This window comes from Roseibium sp. MMSF_3412 (genome assembly GCF_030733265.1).
In the GTDB taxonomy this organism is placed as follows: domain Bacteria; phylum Pseudomonadota; class Alphaproteobacteria; order Rhizobiales; family Stappiaceae; genus Roseibium.
On the sequence record NZ_JASHJI010000019.1, the window covers coordinates 101369 to 117332 of the forward strand.

Consider the following 15964-nt stretch of genomic DNA (forward strand, 5'->3'; position numbering starts at 1 on the left):
CGAGGATCAGGGAGGAAATTCCGTCGTGAACAAGCCTGCAAAATCGCTGCTTCCGGAAGGGGCCAAGGCGCGGCAGGTCTATCTGTCCCTGCGCGATCAGATCGCGGACGGGCGGCTGGAAGACGGCAAGAACCTTCCCCCCGAACAAAAGCTTGCCGAACTGTTCGGCGTCTCCCGCGTGACCATTCGCAAGGCGCTGGATTCGCTTTCCGAAGCCGGGCTGATCGTCCGCCGCGCCGGCAGCGGTACGACGGTGCGCACGTCGGGCCAGCGGGAAAAGCCGATGGCCATGAACCTTGCCACGCTGATGCCCCAGCTGGTGGAAATGGGGCAGACCACAACAGCGCGGCTGTTGTCGTTCTCCTACGGACCCGCGCCCGAATTCGTTGCCAGCGCGCTGAGGCTCGACGCAAAGGAGCAGGTGCAGATCGCAACGCGCGTGCGCAGCACCGACGGCACCCCGTTCTCGCATCTGACAACCTATGTGCCTGCCACGATCGCCGCGAACTATTCCGAAAACGATCTGGCAACAACACCTCTTTTCAAGTTGCTGGAGCTGAGCGGGGTCCAGATCAAGGACGCGCACCAATCGGTCTCGGCAACGCTCGCCGGCCCCGATGTTGCCGAAGCACTCGGGATTGCCGTCGGCTCGCCCCTGCTGTCGCTGCGACGGGTGGTCAGGGACATCAACGGCAACGGTGTCGAATATCTGTCAGGGCTCTACCGGCCCGACATGTTCCGGCTTGAAATGCCGCTCACCAGGGTCGGTGACGGCAACACCCGCCATTGGGAACCCGCAATCGGCAAACCGGCGGGTGAGAGCGCATGACGGCACCGCGCGCACTTCTGGACAGGCTGTGGTCTGCGCATGAAATCGTGCTGCGCGAAGACGGGTCATCCCTGTTGTGGGTCGACCGGCATCTCGTTCACGAAGGCTCGCATCATGCCTTCGCCAAGCTGGCGGCACGCAAGGCCTCAGTGGCCGAACCGGAGCTGACCTTCGCGGTCGTCGATCACTACGCCCCCACGCGGGAACGGGACAAGGGACTTGCGCCACAGATTGCGTACATGATTGACACCTTGCGCAAGAACGCAGCAAATCACGGCTTGAAGCTGTTCGATCTTCGCGATCCCGGACAGGGGATCGTCCACGTGGTCGGACCTGAGCAGGGATTGACCCTGCCCGGCCTTTTGATCAATTGCGGCGACAGCCACACGTCCACCCACGGTGCGTTCGGCGCGCTCGCTTTCGGGATCGGCGCAACGGAAGTTGCCCATGTCCTGGCGACACAGACGATCTGGCAGAAAAAGCCCGCCGCAATGCGCATCAGCATCGACGGGGAGCTTGGCCCGGGCGTGAGCGCAAAGGACATCGCGCTCAACTGGATCGCCAGGCTCGGCGCGGATGGTGCCCAGGGACATGCCATCGAATACGCCGGCAGTGCCGTTCGCAGCCTGTCGATGGAAGGCCGTATGACCCTGTGCAATCTGTCGATCGAAGGCGGTGCGCGCTTCGGGATGATCGCGCCGGATGAAACAACCTTCGCCTACGTCAAGGGACGCGCCCATGCCCCGCGCGGATTGGCCTGGGAAGCCGCCCTCAACGACTGGTCGGAACTGGCATCGGACGAGGATGCGGAGTTCGACCGGGACATCCACCTTGACGGAAGCGAGATTGCGCCGACCGTTACCTGGGGAACCAGCCCGGAACACGCCATCCCGGTGACATCCACCATCCCTGATCCGGAAACGCTCGCCAATGGCAAGGCACAGGCGGTCCGCGATGCACTGGACTATATGGGACTTCCGGCGGGACATCCGATCCAAGGCACGCCCGTGGATCAGGTATTCATTGGCTCTTGCACAAACGGACGGATCGAGGACCTCCGGCATGCCGCAGCCGTCTTGTCCGGACGCAGGGCCAAGGTTTCCGGCCTAGTTTCGCCCGGGTCCGCGCTCGTCAAGACACAGGCAGAGCAGGAAGGACTCGACCGGATCTTCATCGATGCCGGTCTTGAATGGGCCGCGTCCGGCTGTTCCATGTGCGTCGGCATGAATGGCGATCTCGTGGAACCGGGCAAGCGCTGCGCGTCCTCGACAAACCGGAATTTCCGGGGACGGCAAGGCCCCGGGGCACTGACCCATCTGATGTCTCCTGCCATGGTGGCCGCTGCGGCCGTCACCGGCACGATCACGGACGTGCGTCCTCTTTTGAAGGGACGGGCGATATGAGCGGCTGGACAAAGCACAGCGGACAGGCCGTTGCCTTGCCCTTTCACAACATCGACACGGATCAACTGATCCCGTCGCGTTTCATGTCGACACCACGCAGCGAGGGCTACGGGCGGTTTTTGCTGCATGATCTGCGCAGGGACGAGAGCGGCAGTGAGCATCCTCATTTCCCGCTGAACCGGCACAAGGACACGTCAATTGTCGTTGCCGGGCGCAATTTCGGCAGCGGGTCCTCGCGCGAAGCGGCTGTCTATGCACTTGTCGATGCAGGTATCCGGGCTGTGTTCGCGCCGAGTTTCGGCGACATTTTTTCGGGCAACGCCGTGAACAACGGGCTCCTGCCCGCGCTCATCCAGGACGCGGATTTCGAATTGCTGCTGCGCGCGCTGGGGGACGCTTCCAGACCCGCGCATGTGTGCCTGGATGCCCGTCACATCAGCATCGACGGCACAACGATCGGCTTTCAGATCGACCCGGGCCGGCGCACAAAACTGATCAACGGCTGGGACGACATCGACCTGACGATGCAGCATGCAGCGGCGATCGGGCAACACAAACGGAGGCTGGACAGCCATGCACCATGGGTCCGGCCAGTCACGGAACGAACCGGCTCTTGAAAAGAAAGAGCGCAATGCATCAGGGCACAGCCTGAACAACCAGAGGAAAAAGGCAAAAAGCCATCCTGTGAAGTGGAGAGAGAAAATGATGAGGATGATATTCGCCGGCCTTGTTGCCGGATCGGCGCTGATGGCAGCGTCCGCACAGGCGGAAGACAAGATCACCGCCGTTCACGCGTTTCCCGAAACGCTGATCTACACCAAAAGCTTCCTGTCCTTCGTCGACAAGGTGAACGAGGCCGGCAAGGGCGTCGTGCAGATCGAGGTGCGCGGCGGACCGGAAGCCATCGGCATGTTCCAGCAGCCCGACGCCGTTCGGGACGGCATCGTCGACATGGTCTACACGCCGGGCTCGTTCTATGGCGGTGCGCTGCCGGAAAAGGACGCCATGGTCGCGTCCAACCTGACCGCAGTCGAAACCCGCCAGAATGGCGGTACGGAACTGATCGACAAGATCCATCAGGAAAAGATGGGCCTGAAGTATCTCGGCTGGTTTGACAGCGGCGTCTGCTACAACCTGTGGACCCGCAACGCGCCGACGTTCGACGCGGACGGCAACCTGGAAGTCGAAGGCCTCAAGCTGCGCGGCAACAATGTCTACAACGCATTCTTCACCAACTACCTCGGCGCACAGGTGATCGACCTGCCGACCGGTGAGGTCTATTCCGCCCTTCAGCGTGGCGTCGTCGATGCGACCGGCTGGACGCAGATCGGCCTGATCGACCTGAAATGGAACGAATTCCTGAACTACCGGATCGAGCCCTGCTTCTTTTCCACGGACCTTGGCGTGATCGTCAACCTGGAGAAGTGGGACTCGCTGTCGGACGAATCCAAGAAGATCCTGCAGGACGTCGCGATCCAGCACGAGAAGGACAGCGTTGAGGCCCTGCGCTCCAAGCGCGACGAGGATTTCGCCGCTCTGGAAGCCGCCGGCATGACGGTCGTCTCCCTGGAAGGCGAGGCGAAAGCCAATTACCTGGCCGCCGCGCGTGAGAAGACCTGGGAACGCATGAAGGGCCTCATGGCGGAACAGCCGGGCGGGACCGACAATTACGACACGCTGATCGAACTCTTCTACGATCTCGATTCAGCAAAATAAGGAAATGAAAGGCCCGCCTCCGGCGGGCCTGATCACGCGTGACCCCGGGGCTGATGCATGAAGGCTGTTTCCAGGATTTACGGGCATGTGATTGACGCCATGGCGGTGTTTGCAGGCGCAACGCTGGTTTGGCTGATGGTGTCCGTCGTCATCTCCGTTCTGATGCGCAATCTCGGGCTGCAGCCCTTCGCATGGCTGTTCACATCGTCCGAATACGGACTCCTTTACATGACCATGCTCGGCGCCCCGTGGCTGGTGCGCGAAAAGGGCCACGTGCATATCGAGCTGGTTACTTCCGCCCTGCCGGAAGGCCCCCGCCATGTCGTCAGCCGCCTCGTCGCGCTGGCCTGCGTGCTCGTTTGCGTCATCCTGGCCTGGAAGGGCCTGGAACTGTTTTTGAAGAACATCGAGCGCGGCGACTACGACACCCGCGCCTACTACTACCCGCGCTGGCTGCTGACGGTCACCTTTCCGCTGAGCTTCGGCCTGATGGCGGTCGAGTTCATGCGCTTCGTCGTCGGTTCTGAGCTGATGCATACCGGTGAAGCGGGGATACACGAATAATGGAATGGTACGAGGCTCTCGCCCTCCTGCTCGGTGTCATCGTTTTTCTGATGGCGATGGGCATGCCGGTCGCGCTTGCGTTCCTGGCCGCCAATATCGTTGGAGCCTGGGTGTTCATGGGCGGCGAACGCGGGATCGGTCAGCTCCTGAACAACGGTCTCGGATCGCTGACCAAATTCGCGCTTGTTCCGATCCCCCTTTTCCTGCTGATGGGCGAGATCTTCTTTCATACCGGCCTGGGCGGGCGCATGTTCAACGCCATCGACAAGCTGCTCGGACGGCTGTCGGGCCGGCTGAGCTATGTCACCGTGCTCGGCGGCACGGCCTTTTCAACCCTGTCCGGCTCGTCCATGGGCTCCACGGCCCTGCTCGGGTCGCTGATGGTTCCGGAGATGAGCCAGCGCGGCTACAAATCGCATATGAGCATCGGCCCGATCCTCGGTACGGGCGGCCTTGCGATCATCATTCCTCCTTCGGCGCTTGCGGTCCTGCTCGCCACGCTGGCGCAGATCGATGTCGGCGCCCTGCTCATTGCCGGGGTCATACCCGGGCTGATCCTTGCCGGGTTCTATATCGGCACGATCTGGCTGCAGACGAAACTCGATCCGACCGCGGCACCCGCTTATGACGTCGAGCCGATGTCCTTCGCGAGCAAGATTGCGCTGCTTCTGCGTGAAGTCGTCCCGATGGTCGGCGTCATGGTCGTCATCATCATCCTGATGATCAATGGCTTCGTAACGCCGTCGGAAGCGGCCGCTTTCGGCGCGCTCGGCGTTCTGATCCTTGCGGCGGTGTTCCGGTGCCTGACATGGGAGGCGATGCGCAAGTCCGTGACCGGTGCGCTCAAGGTGACGCTGATGGCGTACCTGATCGTGTTCGGCTCGGCGACATTCAGCCAGTTGCTGGCGTTCTCCGGGGCATCGCGCGGCCTGGTGAACTGGGCCATATCCTTCGAACTGGCCCCGATTGCCATGCTGCTGGTGATGTTTGCGGTGCTCTTGCTTCTCGGCATGTTCATGGAGCAAATTTCCATGATGCTCCTGACCGTGCCGATCTTCTTCCCGCTGGCGATGAATCTCGGTTACGACCCGATCTGGTTCGGACTGATCATGCTGCTCGCGCTGGAAATCAGCTTCACGACGCCGCCGTTCGGGTTGCTGCTGTTTGTGATGAAGGGCGTGGCGCCACCCGGAACGACCATGCGCGAGATCTATACGTCCGCATTCCCGTTTATCGGCTGTTCGCTGCTGCTCGTCGCGCTTCTGGTGCTGTTCCCGCAAATCGCGCTTTGGCTGCCGGGGCTTTAGGTGTTGGACCCATAAATGAGACTGAAATGGCATGCGAAATGGCGAAATCCCGTCAGGAAGGGTGTGCGGAGCGGGCTTTTGCCCGGTCAAGCACGCTGACGCCACGGGCGGAAGCCATTTCCATGTCCTTCGGATTTGACCGGCTTGCGCCTCCTCCGCGTTGCGAAAGGCTTGAAAATCCTCCACATTTCCTGCGCTTCCGCTCCTTGACGAGAAGCAAGCCACCTCAAACCATTTCGGCCTCATTTATGAGTCCAGCACCTAGACGAAGACAAAAAAATGGGGCGGGAAATCCCGCCCCATTCTCATTCAAAGCTGTCAGGTTCAGGCGAAGGACCAGCGCTCCATCCAGCGCTCGCCGTCCATGTCCCAGTTCGAGGCCATGCTGTCGCTGACAACGATGTCGTTCGACGTCGCAAAGACGTAGTTCGCGAACATCGGAATGATCACGCCGCCGTCCTCGTTCACGATAGACTGCATTTCGTAGTACATCGTGCGGCGCTTGTCCGGGTCGAGCTCGGCGCGTGCTGTGACCAGCAGTTCGTTGAACCGGTCATTGTCCCAGAAGGTGTCGTTCCAGGCGACGCCCTTGGCGTAAGCTGTCGAGAACATGGCATCCTCGACCGGACGGCCACCCCAATAAACAGCGGTGAACGGATCTTTCATCCAGACATCCGACCAGTAGCCGTCATTCGGCACGCGGTTGATTTCCAGATTGATCCCCGCATCCTTTGCCGATTGCTGGAACAGAACAGCTGCATCGACCGCACCCGGGAAAGCTGCGTCGGCTGAAGACAGGGTTACCGACAGGCTGTCGAGACCGGCTTCCTTCAGGTAGAACTTGGCCTTGTCCGGATCGTAGGTGCGCTGCTCCAGCTCGCTGTTGAAGTATTGCTGGCCCTGTCCGATCGGGTGGTCGTTACCAACCGCGCCGTAACCGAAGAGGATCTTGTCGACCATTTCCTGACGATTGACGGCATGCTTCAGCGCAAGGCGCACGTTTCTGTCCGTGTACGGGTCCTTGTTGGTGGACATGGCGAACGTGTAGTGCTGATTGCCGGCAACCTCGTGGATCGTCAGGCCGGGGCGACGCCCCATCAGACCGATTGTCTTCAGGTCCAGCTTGTCGATGACATGCACGTCGCCGGAGATCAGAGCGGTCGTGCGCGCGTTCAGGTCAACGATGGCCAGCAGTTCAATCTTATCGAAGTAACCGCGATCGCTGTTCCAGTCGTTTTCATTTCGCGTGAGCGTCGCGGAGACACCCGGCGTGAAATTCGTCAGCTTGTAGGGGCCTGCGCCATCGCCGGACTTCCAGTCAACGGAGCCGTCTTTTGCCGGCTGGATCGGCAGATGGTAGTCGGTGAAGGTGAACGGGAAGTCGGCGCTGCCGGACGACAGCGAGAAGACGACCGTGTCACCGTCGGCGGTGATATCGTCAATGGCGGCCAGCAACGGCTTGGCGGCAGATGTCGAATCTTCGCCACGGTGGAAATTGATCGACGCGATCACGTCTTCCGGCGTGACGGACTTGCCGGAATGGAAGGTGATGCCCGGGCGCAGCTTGAAGCGCCAGACCTTTGCTTCATCGTCCGCTTCCCAGCTTTCGGCAAGCTGCGGCTCGACCGAACCGTCAGGCGCAACGCCGGTCAGGTAACCGCAATAACCATAGCCCAGCGCGATCACGAAGCCATGTTCCCATGTGCCCGGATCCAGCGTGTCAGTGGTCTGTCCGTGCCCCTTGGCGACGCGCAGCGTGCCGCCGCGTTTGGGTGCGGCCTTCGCGGTGCCTGTCAGCGACAGCGTGCTGCCGGCCATCACGGTGGCAGCGCCGGTTGTCTGCAGGAACCGGCGGCGGTTCATTGAACTCATTGAAAACTTTCCATCACTCATATTATGGCTCCCCTCTCGGAACTTGATCTTATTGCTGACGTTATCCAGTCCAATCGCGCCCAGACATTTTGCTGATTGATCACAGGACGAACGTATTTGTTTTTTGCTTGTTGTTTTCTCACCTCTGATTTTCGCTCAGACCTTTTCGGCCCTGTGAATATAATTCCTACAACGCTTCCCCATTTTCTCCAACAAAAACAGGAACGCCAAGAATTTTCGAAAAGTTTGCAGTACAAATTCGAAAAAATCAGCATAAATTTTTGTAATGATGAGCGCCCGGAACACCCATGCCGCAACGCCCTGACATCAAGGACCTCAGTCTCAAGGGACTGGAGCTTTTCCAGATGTGCGCACGCAGCGGCTCTCTTCAGTCGGTTGCGGCAGAGACCGGCCTGTCGGCGAGCACTGTTTCCCACCATCTGCGCAATCTGGAAGAAACGCTGCGCGTAGAGCTGTTCGACCACTCCCGGCGGCCCCTTGTGCTGACGCCGAAAGGCAAGATTTTCCTGCGTGACATTGACGATGCATTGCACGCGCTGCGCCGGGCGAGGGCGGAAGCTGCCGGCGGGAACATGGCCGAGGCGAGCTACCTGCGGCTTGGCACCATCGAAGACTTCGACAGCGACATCATTCCGGCACTCGCGGTTTCACTGTTCGAGGCGATGCCGAATTGCGACTTCCTTTATCACACCGATTCCAGCCACATGATCGTGCAGATGCTGCGCAACCGGCAGCTCGACATCGGTGTCGCGGCAACGTCGAGCGAACGCCTGCGCGATTTCATCGAACGGCCGCTTTTGCGCGATCCTTACGTCATGGTCGTGCCCAAGGGTCTGGACAGGACACCGACCGACGTCATTCACGGCAAGGCAGATCTGCCGTTTCTGAGGTTCACCAGCAACCTTGTCATGGCCAAGCATATCGAAGCCCAGCTGAGACGCATGGATATTTCACCGCCGCACCGCTTCGAATGCGGCAACAATCAGACACTGCTGGCGATGGTGGCGGCAGGAACGGGCTGGACGATCACCACGCCGCTGCTTTTCTCACGGGCCCGGCGCTTCCACCCCGATGTCGAGATGCACCGGTTTCCGGGAAAGGGATTTGCCCGCACGCTGGCGATCCTCGCCAATGCCGACTGCTCCAGATCGGTGCTCAATCTTGTCGACGAGAGCATCAGGACCCTCATCGACGACACGTTGCTGCAACCCTTTTTCCAGAGGACGCCCTGGCTGCACGACAGCCTGAAGCTGATCGACTGACCGCTCAAGCGGTCTCACGGTGTCAGAGGATGTTGAAACGGTCCCGTATGGTTCTGTCCTGCTCAGGCGACAGGTAGGCCGGGCGGTGTCTTGCCAGGATCTTGCCGGCGCGAATGCGCGCGCGCGACCATGCGTCCTGTGCACCATTTTGAGCCCAGGTCCTCGGTTCGTCCCGGTCAGCCAGCGAGGGATAGAAATAATCGCGCTCCATGGCCTGATAGGTGTTCTGCCCGCCGAGAAAATGGCCTTCGCCCAGCACCGCCTCGCAGATCGCGTCAAAGGCGAGCGTCTCCTGGCTTACCTCGATGCCCCTGAGGGCGCGATAGGTCAGGGAATGCATCTCGTCATCCAGCACGAATGCCTCGAAGCTGGCCCCCAGAAGCGATGCCGTCATGCCGGAGCTCTCATAGATGAGATTGCCCCCGGCCAGCGCGGCAGCGAGCGATGTGATGCCCTTTTCCACCCCGGCCTGCGCATCGATTGCCTTGGCGTCGGTCATTGACGAGGCAACGCCTGAAGGCAGACCCAGCCAGTTGGTCAACTGGGCAGACGCCGCGTTCAGAACGGCGGTCTCGCCGCCCCCGCCCGAAAACGCGCCGGTTCTCAGATCGATCACAAGCGGCCAGTTGGAAAAGATCATCGGAAAGCCGGGCCTGATTGCATGAACCATCACGAGGCTTGCAAGCGTTTCAGCAAGCGATTGCGCCAGAAATCCGGCCAGCGTTGCGGGCGCAGTCGCCCCGGCCTGTGCGGCGGTGATACAGGACATCGGAATGTTGTGCTTTATGCACTCGTAGACGACACCGACGGCATCCTCGCCATAGCGCAAGGGCGAGATGACCGGACTGATATGCGCCTTCAAAAAGGGACGCTTGGCAAATTCGCCGTCGCCACCCGCCGCAATGTCGAGCATGCCGACAATCGGCTCGACATGCTCGGGAAGCGTAAACGAGGTTGCGACCGGCTTGGTCGTGTTCTTGAGAAGCGCATAGACCGTGTTCACGTCCAGATCGTAGGTGTCGGGCACGTCCGTTGCCACGCAGCAGCGCGTGAACCAGCTGACATTCTGCAGCACGTCCTGAAGCCGGGTGAAATTGTGCAGGTCTTCAAGCGTCGACGGTCGGTAAAGACCGCTCTCCATGTCGAGTGTCTGGACCGCCGCACCGCCCGTGCCGAAATAGACCTTGCTGCCGCCGACGGTGATGGACCTTTCCGGGTCTCGGCCGTGAAACGTAAAGGTCCTGGCAGCCGAAGCGACGGCGTCTTTAACAAGGTCAACCGGGATCACGACGCGGTCATGTCCTGCCTCTTGAGCCCCTGCCGCGAGGAGGTCCGTTTTCAGACGACCGGGAACCTCACCCATGCCGAGCCGGCTCAAGAGATCCAGAGCCGTGCGGTAGACCTGTTGCAGCTCATCTTCCAGAAGCGGTTTGTATCTGCCCCCCGCCTGGCCAGGCGGGCACGGATCAACCAGGGGCTTGGCGGCCCGCATCGCCAGGCGTTCCTTCCTGCCTCCCCGTTTCGCGCGGGCACCGCTCATGTGACATTCTCCCAAATCAGTTGCTGCGCCACTGAAGGTGATGCTCCGATTTCGCGCAACAGAAATAGCGTCACTTCAAATAATTGAGCGCTATATTTCGAAATTTTCGAATTTGATGAAAACCGTATTGTGACCTGACCCGGTCTTGGGCTCTATGCGACTTCACTGAAAGCCCGGAGTGACGTTTCATGAAATCCCGCACCAAAGTCGTTGTCATCGGCGGTGGCATAGCCGGTTGTTCGACCCTCTATCACCTGACCCGCGAAGGCTGGAACGACGTCGTTCTTGTGGAGCGCAACGAACTCACCAGCGGCACGACCTGGCACTCCGCAGCCCAGGTGACGAATTTCGGAATGAACCAGACTATGGTCGGCCTGAAATCGCATTCCATCCGGCTTTACAAGGAACTCGCCGAGAACCCGGAATACCCGATCAACTACCATCACGGCGACGGCGGCATCCGCATGGCCAACACGGAAGCGCAGATGCAGGGCTACCGGCACTTTGCCTCCATGGCCCGCGGGATGGATGTGCACTTCGAAGTGATCAATGCCGAGGAATGCGCAAGGCGGCATCCATTGGTCTCCACGGACAACCTTCTGGGCGGGCTTTGGGACCCGCTCGATGGCGACATCGATCCGGCGCAACTGTGCCAGGCACTGGCGTTTCACGCCAGAAAAGCCGGCGCCGAAGTCTACAGGAACACACCCGTTACCGCACTGACACAGCATCGGGACGACACCTGGACCGTGCATACCGAACATGGCGACATAGACTGCGACATCGTGGTGAACGCCTGTGGCTACCGGGTCAACGAGGTCGCGGCGATGATGCAGGTTCATCATCCGGTGGCGTCCATGGAACACCAGTATTTCCTGACGGAGGACATCCCGGAGATCGTTCAGGCGGGGCACCGCATGCCGCTCATCCGCTGCCCGATCAGCGACTATTACTGCAGACAGGAGAAAAACGGCCTGCTGATCGGTTTCTACGAGCAGGGCTGCAAGACCTGGGGCATGGACGGCATCGATCCGAATTTCGTCAATGCGCTCTGCCCGGACGATCTCGATCGCATCACGGATGTCCTGGAAGGGGCTTTTGCCCGCATGCCTGCGCTGATGGAGGCCGGTATCCGGTCGGTGATCAACGGTCCGATCACCTATACGATCGACGGCGCTCCGCTGGTCGGACCCATCCCGGGCAAGCGCAATGCCTTTTGCATCATCGGGCTGCGCGCCGGGCTCGGCGAAGGCGGCGGTCACGGCTGGCTGCTGGCCCAGCAGATCGTCCACGGCGAAGCCTGCTACGACACGTGGTGCCTGGACCCGCGCAGGTTCACCGGCCACGCCAATGTGGAGCTGACCGCTCTCAAGGCGATCGAGGATTATCAGAACGAATTCCGTTTCCACTTTCCCCACGAGCATCGCCCGGCAGGCCGGCCGGCCAAAACAACACCCCTTACGCCGGTGCTGGCCGCCGAAGGCGCGGAGTTCACGGTGGTGAATGGCTGGGAACGCGTCGACTACATCAAGCCCGGCGCCGACTTTCACCCCAGCTTGAGCTTCGATTTCGACGAGGCGTTCGACATGGTGAAACGCGAAGTGGAAAACGTTCGGGACAATGTCGGCCTGTGCGAGGTCAATGGCTTCAACCGGTTCGAGATCACCGGAGCCGACCGGCATGCCTTCCTTGACAGGCTTGCCTGCGGCGCCGTGCCGAAACGCGACGGTCGGGTCGGGCTTGGATACCTGCTCAATCATCATGGCCGGATCAAATGCGAGGCAACATTTGCCAATCTGCCCGCCAGTGACCGCGGCCCGGCCCGGGTGTGGTACGGGTCGGCCGCCGCCAGCGAATCCCACGATATGGACTGGCTGACGGCGCACCTGCGCGACGGCGAGGACGTTGCAATCCGGAGCCTGACCAACGATCAGACGATCCTTGTTCTCGCCGGTCCGAATGCGCGCAAGGTCCTGTCAGCCTGCACGCGCGGCGACTGGTCCAGGGAGGCGTTCCCCTGGCTCAGCGTGCGGGAATGTTTCATCGGAATTGCGCCGGCAACCGTGATGTCCGTGAGTTTTTCCGGCGAGCTTGCCTACGAAATTCACGTCCCGAATGCATCGCTTTACGCGGCCTATCTTGCGATCCGCGAAGCGGGAAAACCGTTCAAGTTGTCTCTCTTCGGCGCTCGAGCGGTCGAGTCCATGCGCATGGAAAAGGGCTTCTTCCACTGGAAGGCGGACCTCTTGACAGAGTTCGATCCGTTCGAGAACGGTCTCGACCGCTTCGTCAAAATGTCGAAAGGCGATTTTGTCGGCAAGTCTGCCCTGGAGGCTCTGGCGGCAAAGGGGCCGACGAAGAAGATGGTTACGCTGCAGGTGGAGACGGCCCGCGCACCTGCGCCGGGCGGCGCCTCGCTGATGCGGAACGGCAAGGTGGTGGGCACAGTCACGTCCGGCGACTGGGGGCACCGGGTGGGCATGAACCTCGCTTATGCCTTTGTGGATCCGGATCTGGCCGAGGCGGGAACACGGTTGCAGCTCGATCTGTGCGGCGACCTGACAGATGCGACCGTCATTCCTGCCAGCCCTTACGATCCGGATTTCTCGCGCCTGCGGAGCTGACGCCTGCAGATTCTACAGCCCGAAAACCTCCGTTGCCGGTGTGCCGCTCCTGAGGCCCTTGATCCAGTTGTCTTCAAGAGCCAGTTTCGCACGGGCATCGTCAAGGCGTGCGCGCGCATGCTCCGGCGGTATGGCAATCAGGCCGTCGCGGTCCCCCATGACAAGGGTACCCGGGTTGATCGTGCACCCGCCGAAACTGACGGAACCGTTGACTTCACCTGCCTCCGCCCCGACCGGACCGCGCGGCGTGATGCTGCGCGAAAAGACGGGAAAATCAGGCCAGTTCCCCAGAACATCTATGTCGCGTACCGCGCCATCGACCACGATGCCGGCGCACCCTTTTTCCCTCAGGTGACCTCCGAGAATTTCACCGATCATCGCATTGTCCGTCTGGCCGCCGGCTGCGATCACCAGAACGTCGCCCGGGCACACGTGATCAAGCGCATGAATGACGGCTCCAAAGTCCGGCGGTGAAACGGCCACGGTCAGGGCCGTTCCCAAAAGGCGCAAGGGTTGGCCGCCGAATGTTTGCGGGCGGATTGCCGGATCGATCTGACAGTCGGGCAAAAGATCAACGGCAATGCTGACGGCGATCTCCCGCCAGGCTTCGATTTCTTCGGAGGTCAGCGTCGCCGCTGCGGTGTTGATTGTCACGCTCATGCCGGTTTTCCTGATGCGCCGCGCGCGGCGGCAATTTTTTGCCGGGTGTGGGATCACCCGGTCAGTTTCGAAATCGCATTTTCATTCCAGACGATGCCAATGCCCGGCTCGCTCCACGGAACGGTATGACCGTCTTTCACGGCCGGTGTGCTGGAGAGGAGGGTTCCTGCAACGTCGAACCATTCCAGGATCATGGCGGTCGGTGTCGCATTCAGAAGATGGGCGGAAATCTCCAGGAAAAGATGGCTCGCGACAGGAACGGATTTCTCCTGCGCAAGTCGGGCCGCTGCCTGCCAGCCGGTGACGCCGCCGATTTTCATGACATCCGGCATGGCTAAATCAGACGCCTCTGCGGCGAGCGATTTCCGCATATCCGGGAAACCCCACCAGTTTTCGCCCGTCTGAACGGGTGTCCGGATCGCTGCGCGCACGGCGGCATGTCCGTCGTGGTCGGTCGCGTGAACGGGTTCCTCGATCCACGCAAGGCCCTCGTCGTCGAGCGTCTTCATGCGGCGCACCGCCTCGTCCACCCCGAACGCCTGATTGAAGTCGGCCGCGACCCAGACCTCCGGCCCAGCAACCTTGCGGATCGCGCGGATCACGGCAACATCGACACCGACGTCGGGATGCCCCGCCTTGATCTTGAAAGCGCGAAAGCCGCGCTCCAATGAGGTTTCCACTTCCCGTGCGGTTTCGTCCGGCGGCATTTGACCGAGGCTGTCATAAACACGCACGGGATCATGGCTGCCCCCGAGCAGCAATGACAGCGGCTTTCCGGCGCGTTTCGCTTCTGCGTCCCACAGGGCCATGTCGATCCCGGCAATCGCCATGGCAACCAGGCCCTGATTGCCGATCAGGCGGAACCGTGCATCCAGCAGGGTGTTCGCGGCTGCCGGGACACCGGATTGACCAGACAACCCGTCGATGATGTTCCGTGTCAGAACCGCAAGAGGCTCAAGCGCCGCAGGCGTATAGGCGAAGATGTAGGCCGAGCCGGTCACGTCATCATTTGACGTGATGTCAATCAGCACCAGGGGCGCGGCTTCCAGGGTTCCGGACGCGGTCTTGTGCGGAATTGCAAGCGGTGCCAGCACAGGTCTGACGCGGAAACTCGAAATGACGGGATGCGATTCGCTCATCGGGTTATCCTATGATCAGGCGCTTCAGCGGTAAATGTGGTTCAACTCCTCAACGGGCCAGTGCGCCTTATGCGCCGCGCCGTCGTAGAGGCTTTCAAGGAATGCGGCGATTGCCTCGTCCGGGTCCGCTGCGCTGCGGGCGTCGTCATATTTGAGGATTGCGAGTGCGCCACCGTTCTTGTCCGCCCAGAAGGCGTTTGCAGGTTCGAGCGGTGCCGCGTTCATTCCCTCCGGCTCCGGATAGGCGTAGCCGTAGAACGCGGCTTCGGGGAAGCTGTCATCACCCGGCCAGAAACCGATTGATATGACCTCGTGCGAATAGGCTTCCCTGTCCGACTGTGTCCCGCCTTCGAGCGGATGGGCGCGCCCGGAAAAGCGCGTCACCACCAGATCGAAGGAATGCCAGTAGAGCTGGACCGGGGTCTGCTTGCCGACGAAGCGGGACCGGTAGCCCTCAAACACGCCCGAGATCGCGCACAGCGCACGCCAGAAGGCGGACACCGCCGCCGCATCATACGCACGTGGCGCGTCATCTTCCCTGAACGGGATCTTCGACTTGTTGTCATAGGGAACCGCGACAATGCTGACGGTAATCCCGAGTTCACCCAGATGCGAAAACAGTGTCTCGTAGAATTGCGACACCGTCAGGCCCGGAACCGCAAAAGAGGATCGCCGTCCGTCGTTCCGGCTGACGATGACCTCGTGGTCGAACATGTCATAGAGAATTTCAAATCCGCTGTCCTCATAAGGAACCCGTCCCGTCGTCAGGCCGCGCACATGCGGATAGAGAGTGACATGCCACCAGTGGTTCAGCTTGGGATGGGCTTTCAGCCTGATTTTCCCGATGATTTGCAGAAACAGATGGAGCGTATCCCTGGTATCGGACCAGTCAGCATAGGGAAGCGGTGGAAGCGTGATCATCGAGCGGATCTCCTGCCGTTCAGGGCGCGATAGAAACATGTCTTCCATGCACATCTAGATTGTCATCTGCCCGGGTCCAGATCATGGAAGACTTTTGACAAGGTGT

At 60.8% G+C, this 15964-nt stretch carries 13 protein-coding genes; 8 read left to right on the plus strand and 5 right to left on the minus strand.

Annotation, left to right across the window (positions count from 1 at the left end; all coding sequences use genetic code 11):
- Positions 1-25: 25 nt before the first annotated feature.
- The 6 genes from RBB49_RS24620 to RBB49_RS24645 all read left to right on the plus strand — a co-directional run bounded on the left by RBB49_RS24620 (position 26) and on the right by RBB49_RS24645 (position 5819).
- Positions 26-829, plus strand: coding sequence for a GntR family transcriptional regulator (locus tag RBB49_RS24620; RefSeq protein WP_306145563.1), 804 nt, complete (start codon positions 26-28; stop codon positions 827-829).
- A complete protein-coding gene (gene leuC / locus RBB49_RS24625; protein WP_306145564.1) occupies positions 826-2232 on the plus strand; it encodes a 3-isopropylmalate dehydratase large subunit in 1407 nt (468 codons plus the stop codon). The genes RBB49_RS24620 and leuC overlap by 4 nt, the downstream gene beginning before the upstream one ends.
- Complete coding sequence (gene leuD, locus RBB49_RS24630) at positions 2229-2849, plus strand: 3-isopropylmalate dehydratase small subunit (protein WP_306145565.1); 621 nt, start codon at positions 2229-2231, stop codon at positions 2847-2849. Before leuC ends, leuD begins: the two co-directional genes overlap by 4 nt.
- A gap of 85 nt (positions 2850-2934) precedes the next feature.
- Positions 2935-3948, plus strand: coding sequence for a TRAP transporter substrate-binding protein DctP (dctP, locus tag RBB49_RS24635; protein ID WP_306145566.1), 1014 nt, complete (start codon positions 2935-2937; stop codon positions 3946-3948).
- Positions 3949-4005: 57 nt separating this feature from the next.
- Positions 4006-4512, plus strand: coding sequence for a TRAP transporter small permease (locus RBB49_RS24640; RefSeq protein ID WP_306145567.1), 507 nt, complete (start codon positions 4006-4008; stop codon positions 4510-4512).
- The gene (locus tag RBB49_RS24645) at positions 4512-5819 is read left to right on the plus strand and encodes a TRAP transporter large permease (protein WP_306145568.1); all 1308 of its coding nucleotides are present in this window, start codon (positions 4512-4514) and stop codon (positions 5817-5819) included. The genes RBB49_RS24640 and RBB49_RS24645 overlap by 1 nt, the downstream gene beginning before the upstream one ends.
- A gap of 324 nt (positions 5820-6143) precedes the next feature.
- Here RBB49_RS24645 and RBB49_RS24650 read toward each other — a convergent pair whose 3' ends face one another.
- A complete protein-coding gene (locus tag RBB49_RS24650) occupies positions 6144-7691 on the minus strand; it encodes an ABC transporter substrate-binding protein (protein WP_306145569.1) in 1548 nt (515 codons plus the stop codon).
- Between the two features lie 308 nt (positions 7692-7999).
- Between RBB49_RS24650 and RBB49_RS24655 the strand changes: the two genes are divergently transcribed.
- Positions 8000-8974: a LysR family transcriptional regulator gene (locus RBB49_RS24655; RefSeq protein WP_306145570.1), complete on the plus strand. Its 975-nt coding sequence runs from the start codon at positions 8000-8002 to the stop codon at positions 8972-8974.
- 22 nt (positions 8975-8996) lie between these two features.
- Here the strand turns inward: RBB49_RS24655 and RBB49_RS24660 are convergent, their stop codons facing one another.
- Positions 8997-10514, minus strand: a complete 1518-nt coding sequence (locus RBB49_RS24660) for a trimethylamine methyltransferase family protein (RefSeq protein WP_306145571.1) — start codon at positions 10512-10514, stop codon at positions 8997-8999.
- A gap of 188 nt (positions 10515-10702) precedes the next feature.
- Here RBB49_RS24660 and RBB49_RS24665 point away from each other — a divergent pair, with 188 nt between their 5' ends.
- A complete protein-coding gene (locus RBB49_RS24665) occupies positions 10703-13138 on the plus strand; it encodes an FAD-dependent oxidoreductase (protein ID WP_306145572.1) in 2436 nt (811 codons plus the stop codon).
- Between the two features lie 12 nt (positions 13139-13150).
- Here RBB49_RS24665 and RBB49_RS24670 read toward each other — a convergent pair whose 3' ends face one another.
- From RBB49_RS24670 to RBB49_RS24680, 3 genes are read right to left on the minus strand one after another with little or no spacing between them, the layout of a single operon-like run.
- Complete coding sequence (locus RBB49_RS24670) at positions 13151-13798, minus strand: RraA family protein (RefSeq protein ID WP_306145573.1); 648 nt, start codon at positions 13796-13798, stop codon at positions 13151-13153.
- Between the two features lie 53 nt (positions 13799-13851).
- On the minus strand, positions 13852-14937 hold the full coding sequence (locus RBB49_RS24675; RefSeq protein ID WP_306145574.1) for an enolase C-terminal domain-like protein: 1086 nt from the start codon (positions 14935-14937) through the stop codon (positions 13852-13854).
- 24 nt (positions 14938-14961) lie between these two features.
- Positions 14962-15858, minus strand: coding sequence for a DUF5996 family protein (locus RBB49_RS24680; RefSeq protein ID WP_306145575.1), 897 nt, complete (start codon positions 15856-15858; stop codon positions 14962-14964).
- Positions 15859-15964 lie beyond the last annotated feature (106 nt).

What these genes read in the sequence shown, in the direction of transcription:
- leuC (WP_306145564.1), top strand. Translation starts at nt 826, where the DNA reads ATGACGGCACCGCGCGCACTTCTGGACAGGCTGTGGTCTGCGCATGAA.
- RBB49_RS24655 (WP_306145570.1), top strand. Translation starts at nt 8,000, where the DNA reads ATGCCGCAACGCCCTGACATCAAGGACCTCAGTCTCAAGGGACTGGAG.
- RBB49_RS24640 (WP_306145567.1), top strand. Translation starts at nt 4,006, where the DNA reads ATGAAGGCTGTTTCCAGGATTTACGGGCATGTGATTGACGCCATGGCG.
- dctP (WP_306145566.1), top strand. Translation starts at nt 2,935, where the DNA reads ATGATGAGGATGATATTCGCCGGCCTTGTTGCCGGATCGGCGCTGATG.
- RBB49_RS24650 (WP_306145569.1), bottom strand. Translation starts at nt 7,691, where the DNA reads ATGAGTTCAATGAACCGCCGCCGGTTCCTGCAGACAACCGGCGCTGCC.
- RBB49_RS24660 (WP_306145571.1), bottom strand. Translation starts at nt 10,514, where the DNA reads ATGAGCGGTGCCCGCGCGAAACGGGGAGGCAGGAAGGAACGCCTGGCG.
- RBB49_RS24670 (WP_306145573.1), bottom strand. Translation starts at nt 13,798, where the DNA reads ATGAGCGTGACAATCAACACCGCAGCGGCGACGCTGACCTCCGAAGAA.
- RBB49_RS24645 (WP_306145568.1), top strand. Translation starts at nt 4,512, where the DNA reads ATGGAATGGTACGAGGCTCTCGCCCTCCTGCTCGGTGTCATCGTTTTT.
- leuD (WP_306145565.1), top strand. Translation starts at nt 2,229, where the DNA reads ATGAGCGGCTGGACAAAGCACAGCGGACAGGCCGTTGCCTTGCCCTTT.
- RBB49_RS24675 (WP_306145574.1), bottom strand. Translation starts at nt 14,937, where the DNA reads ATGAGCGAATCGCATCCCGTCATTTCGAGTTTCCGCGTCAGACCTGTG.
- RBB49_RS24680 (WP_306145575.1), bottom strand. Translation starts at nt 15,858, where the DNA reads ATGATCACGCTTCCACCGCTTCCCTATGCTGACTGGTCCGATACCAGG.
- RBB49_RS24665 (WP_306145572.1), top strand. Translation starts at nt 10,703, where the DNA reads ATGAAATCCCGCACCAAAGTCGTTGTCATCGGCGGTGGCATAGCCGGT.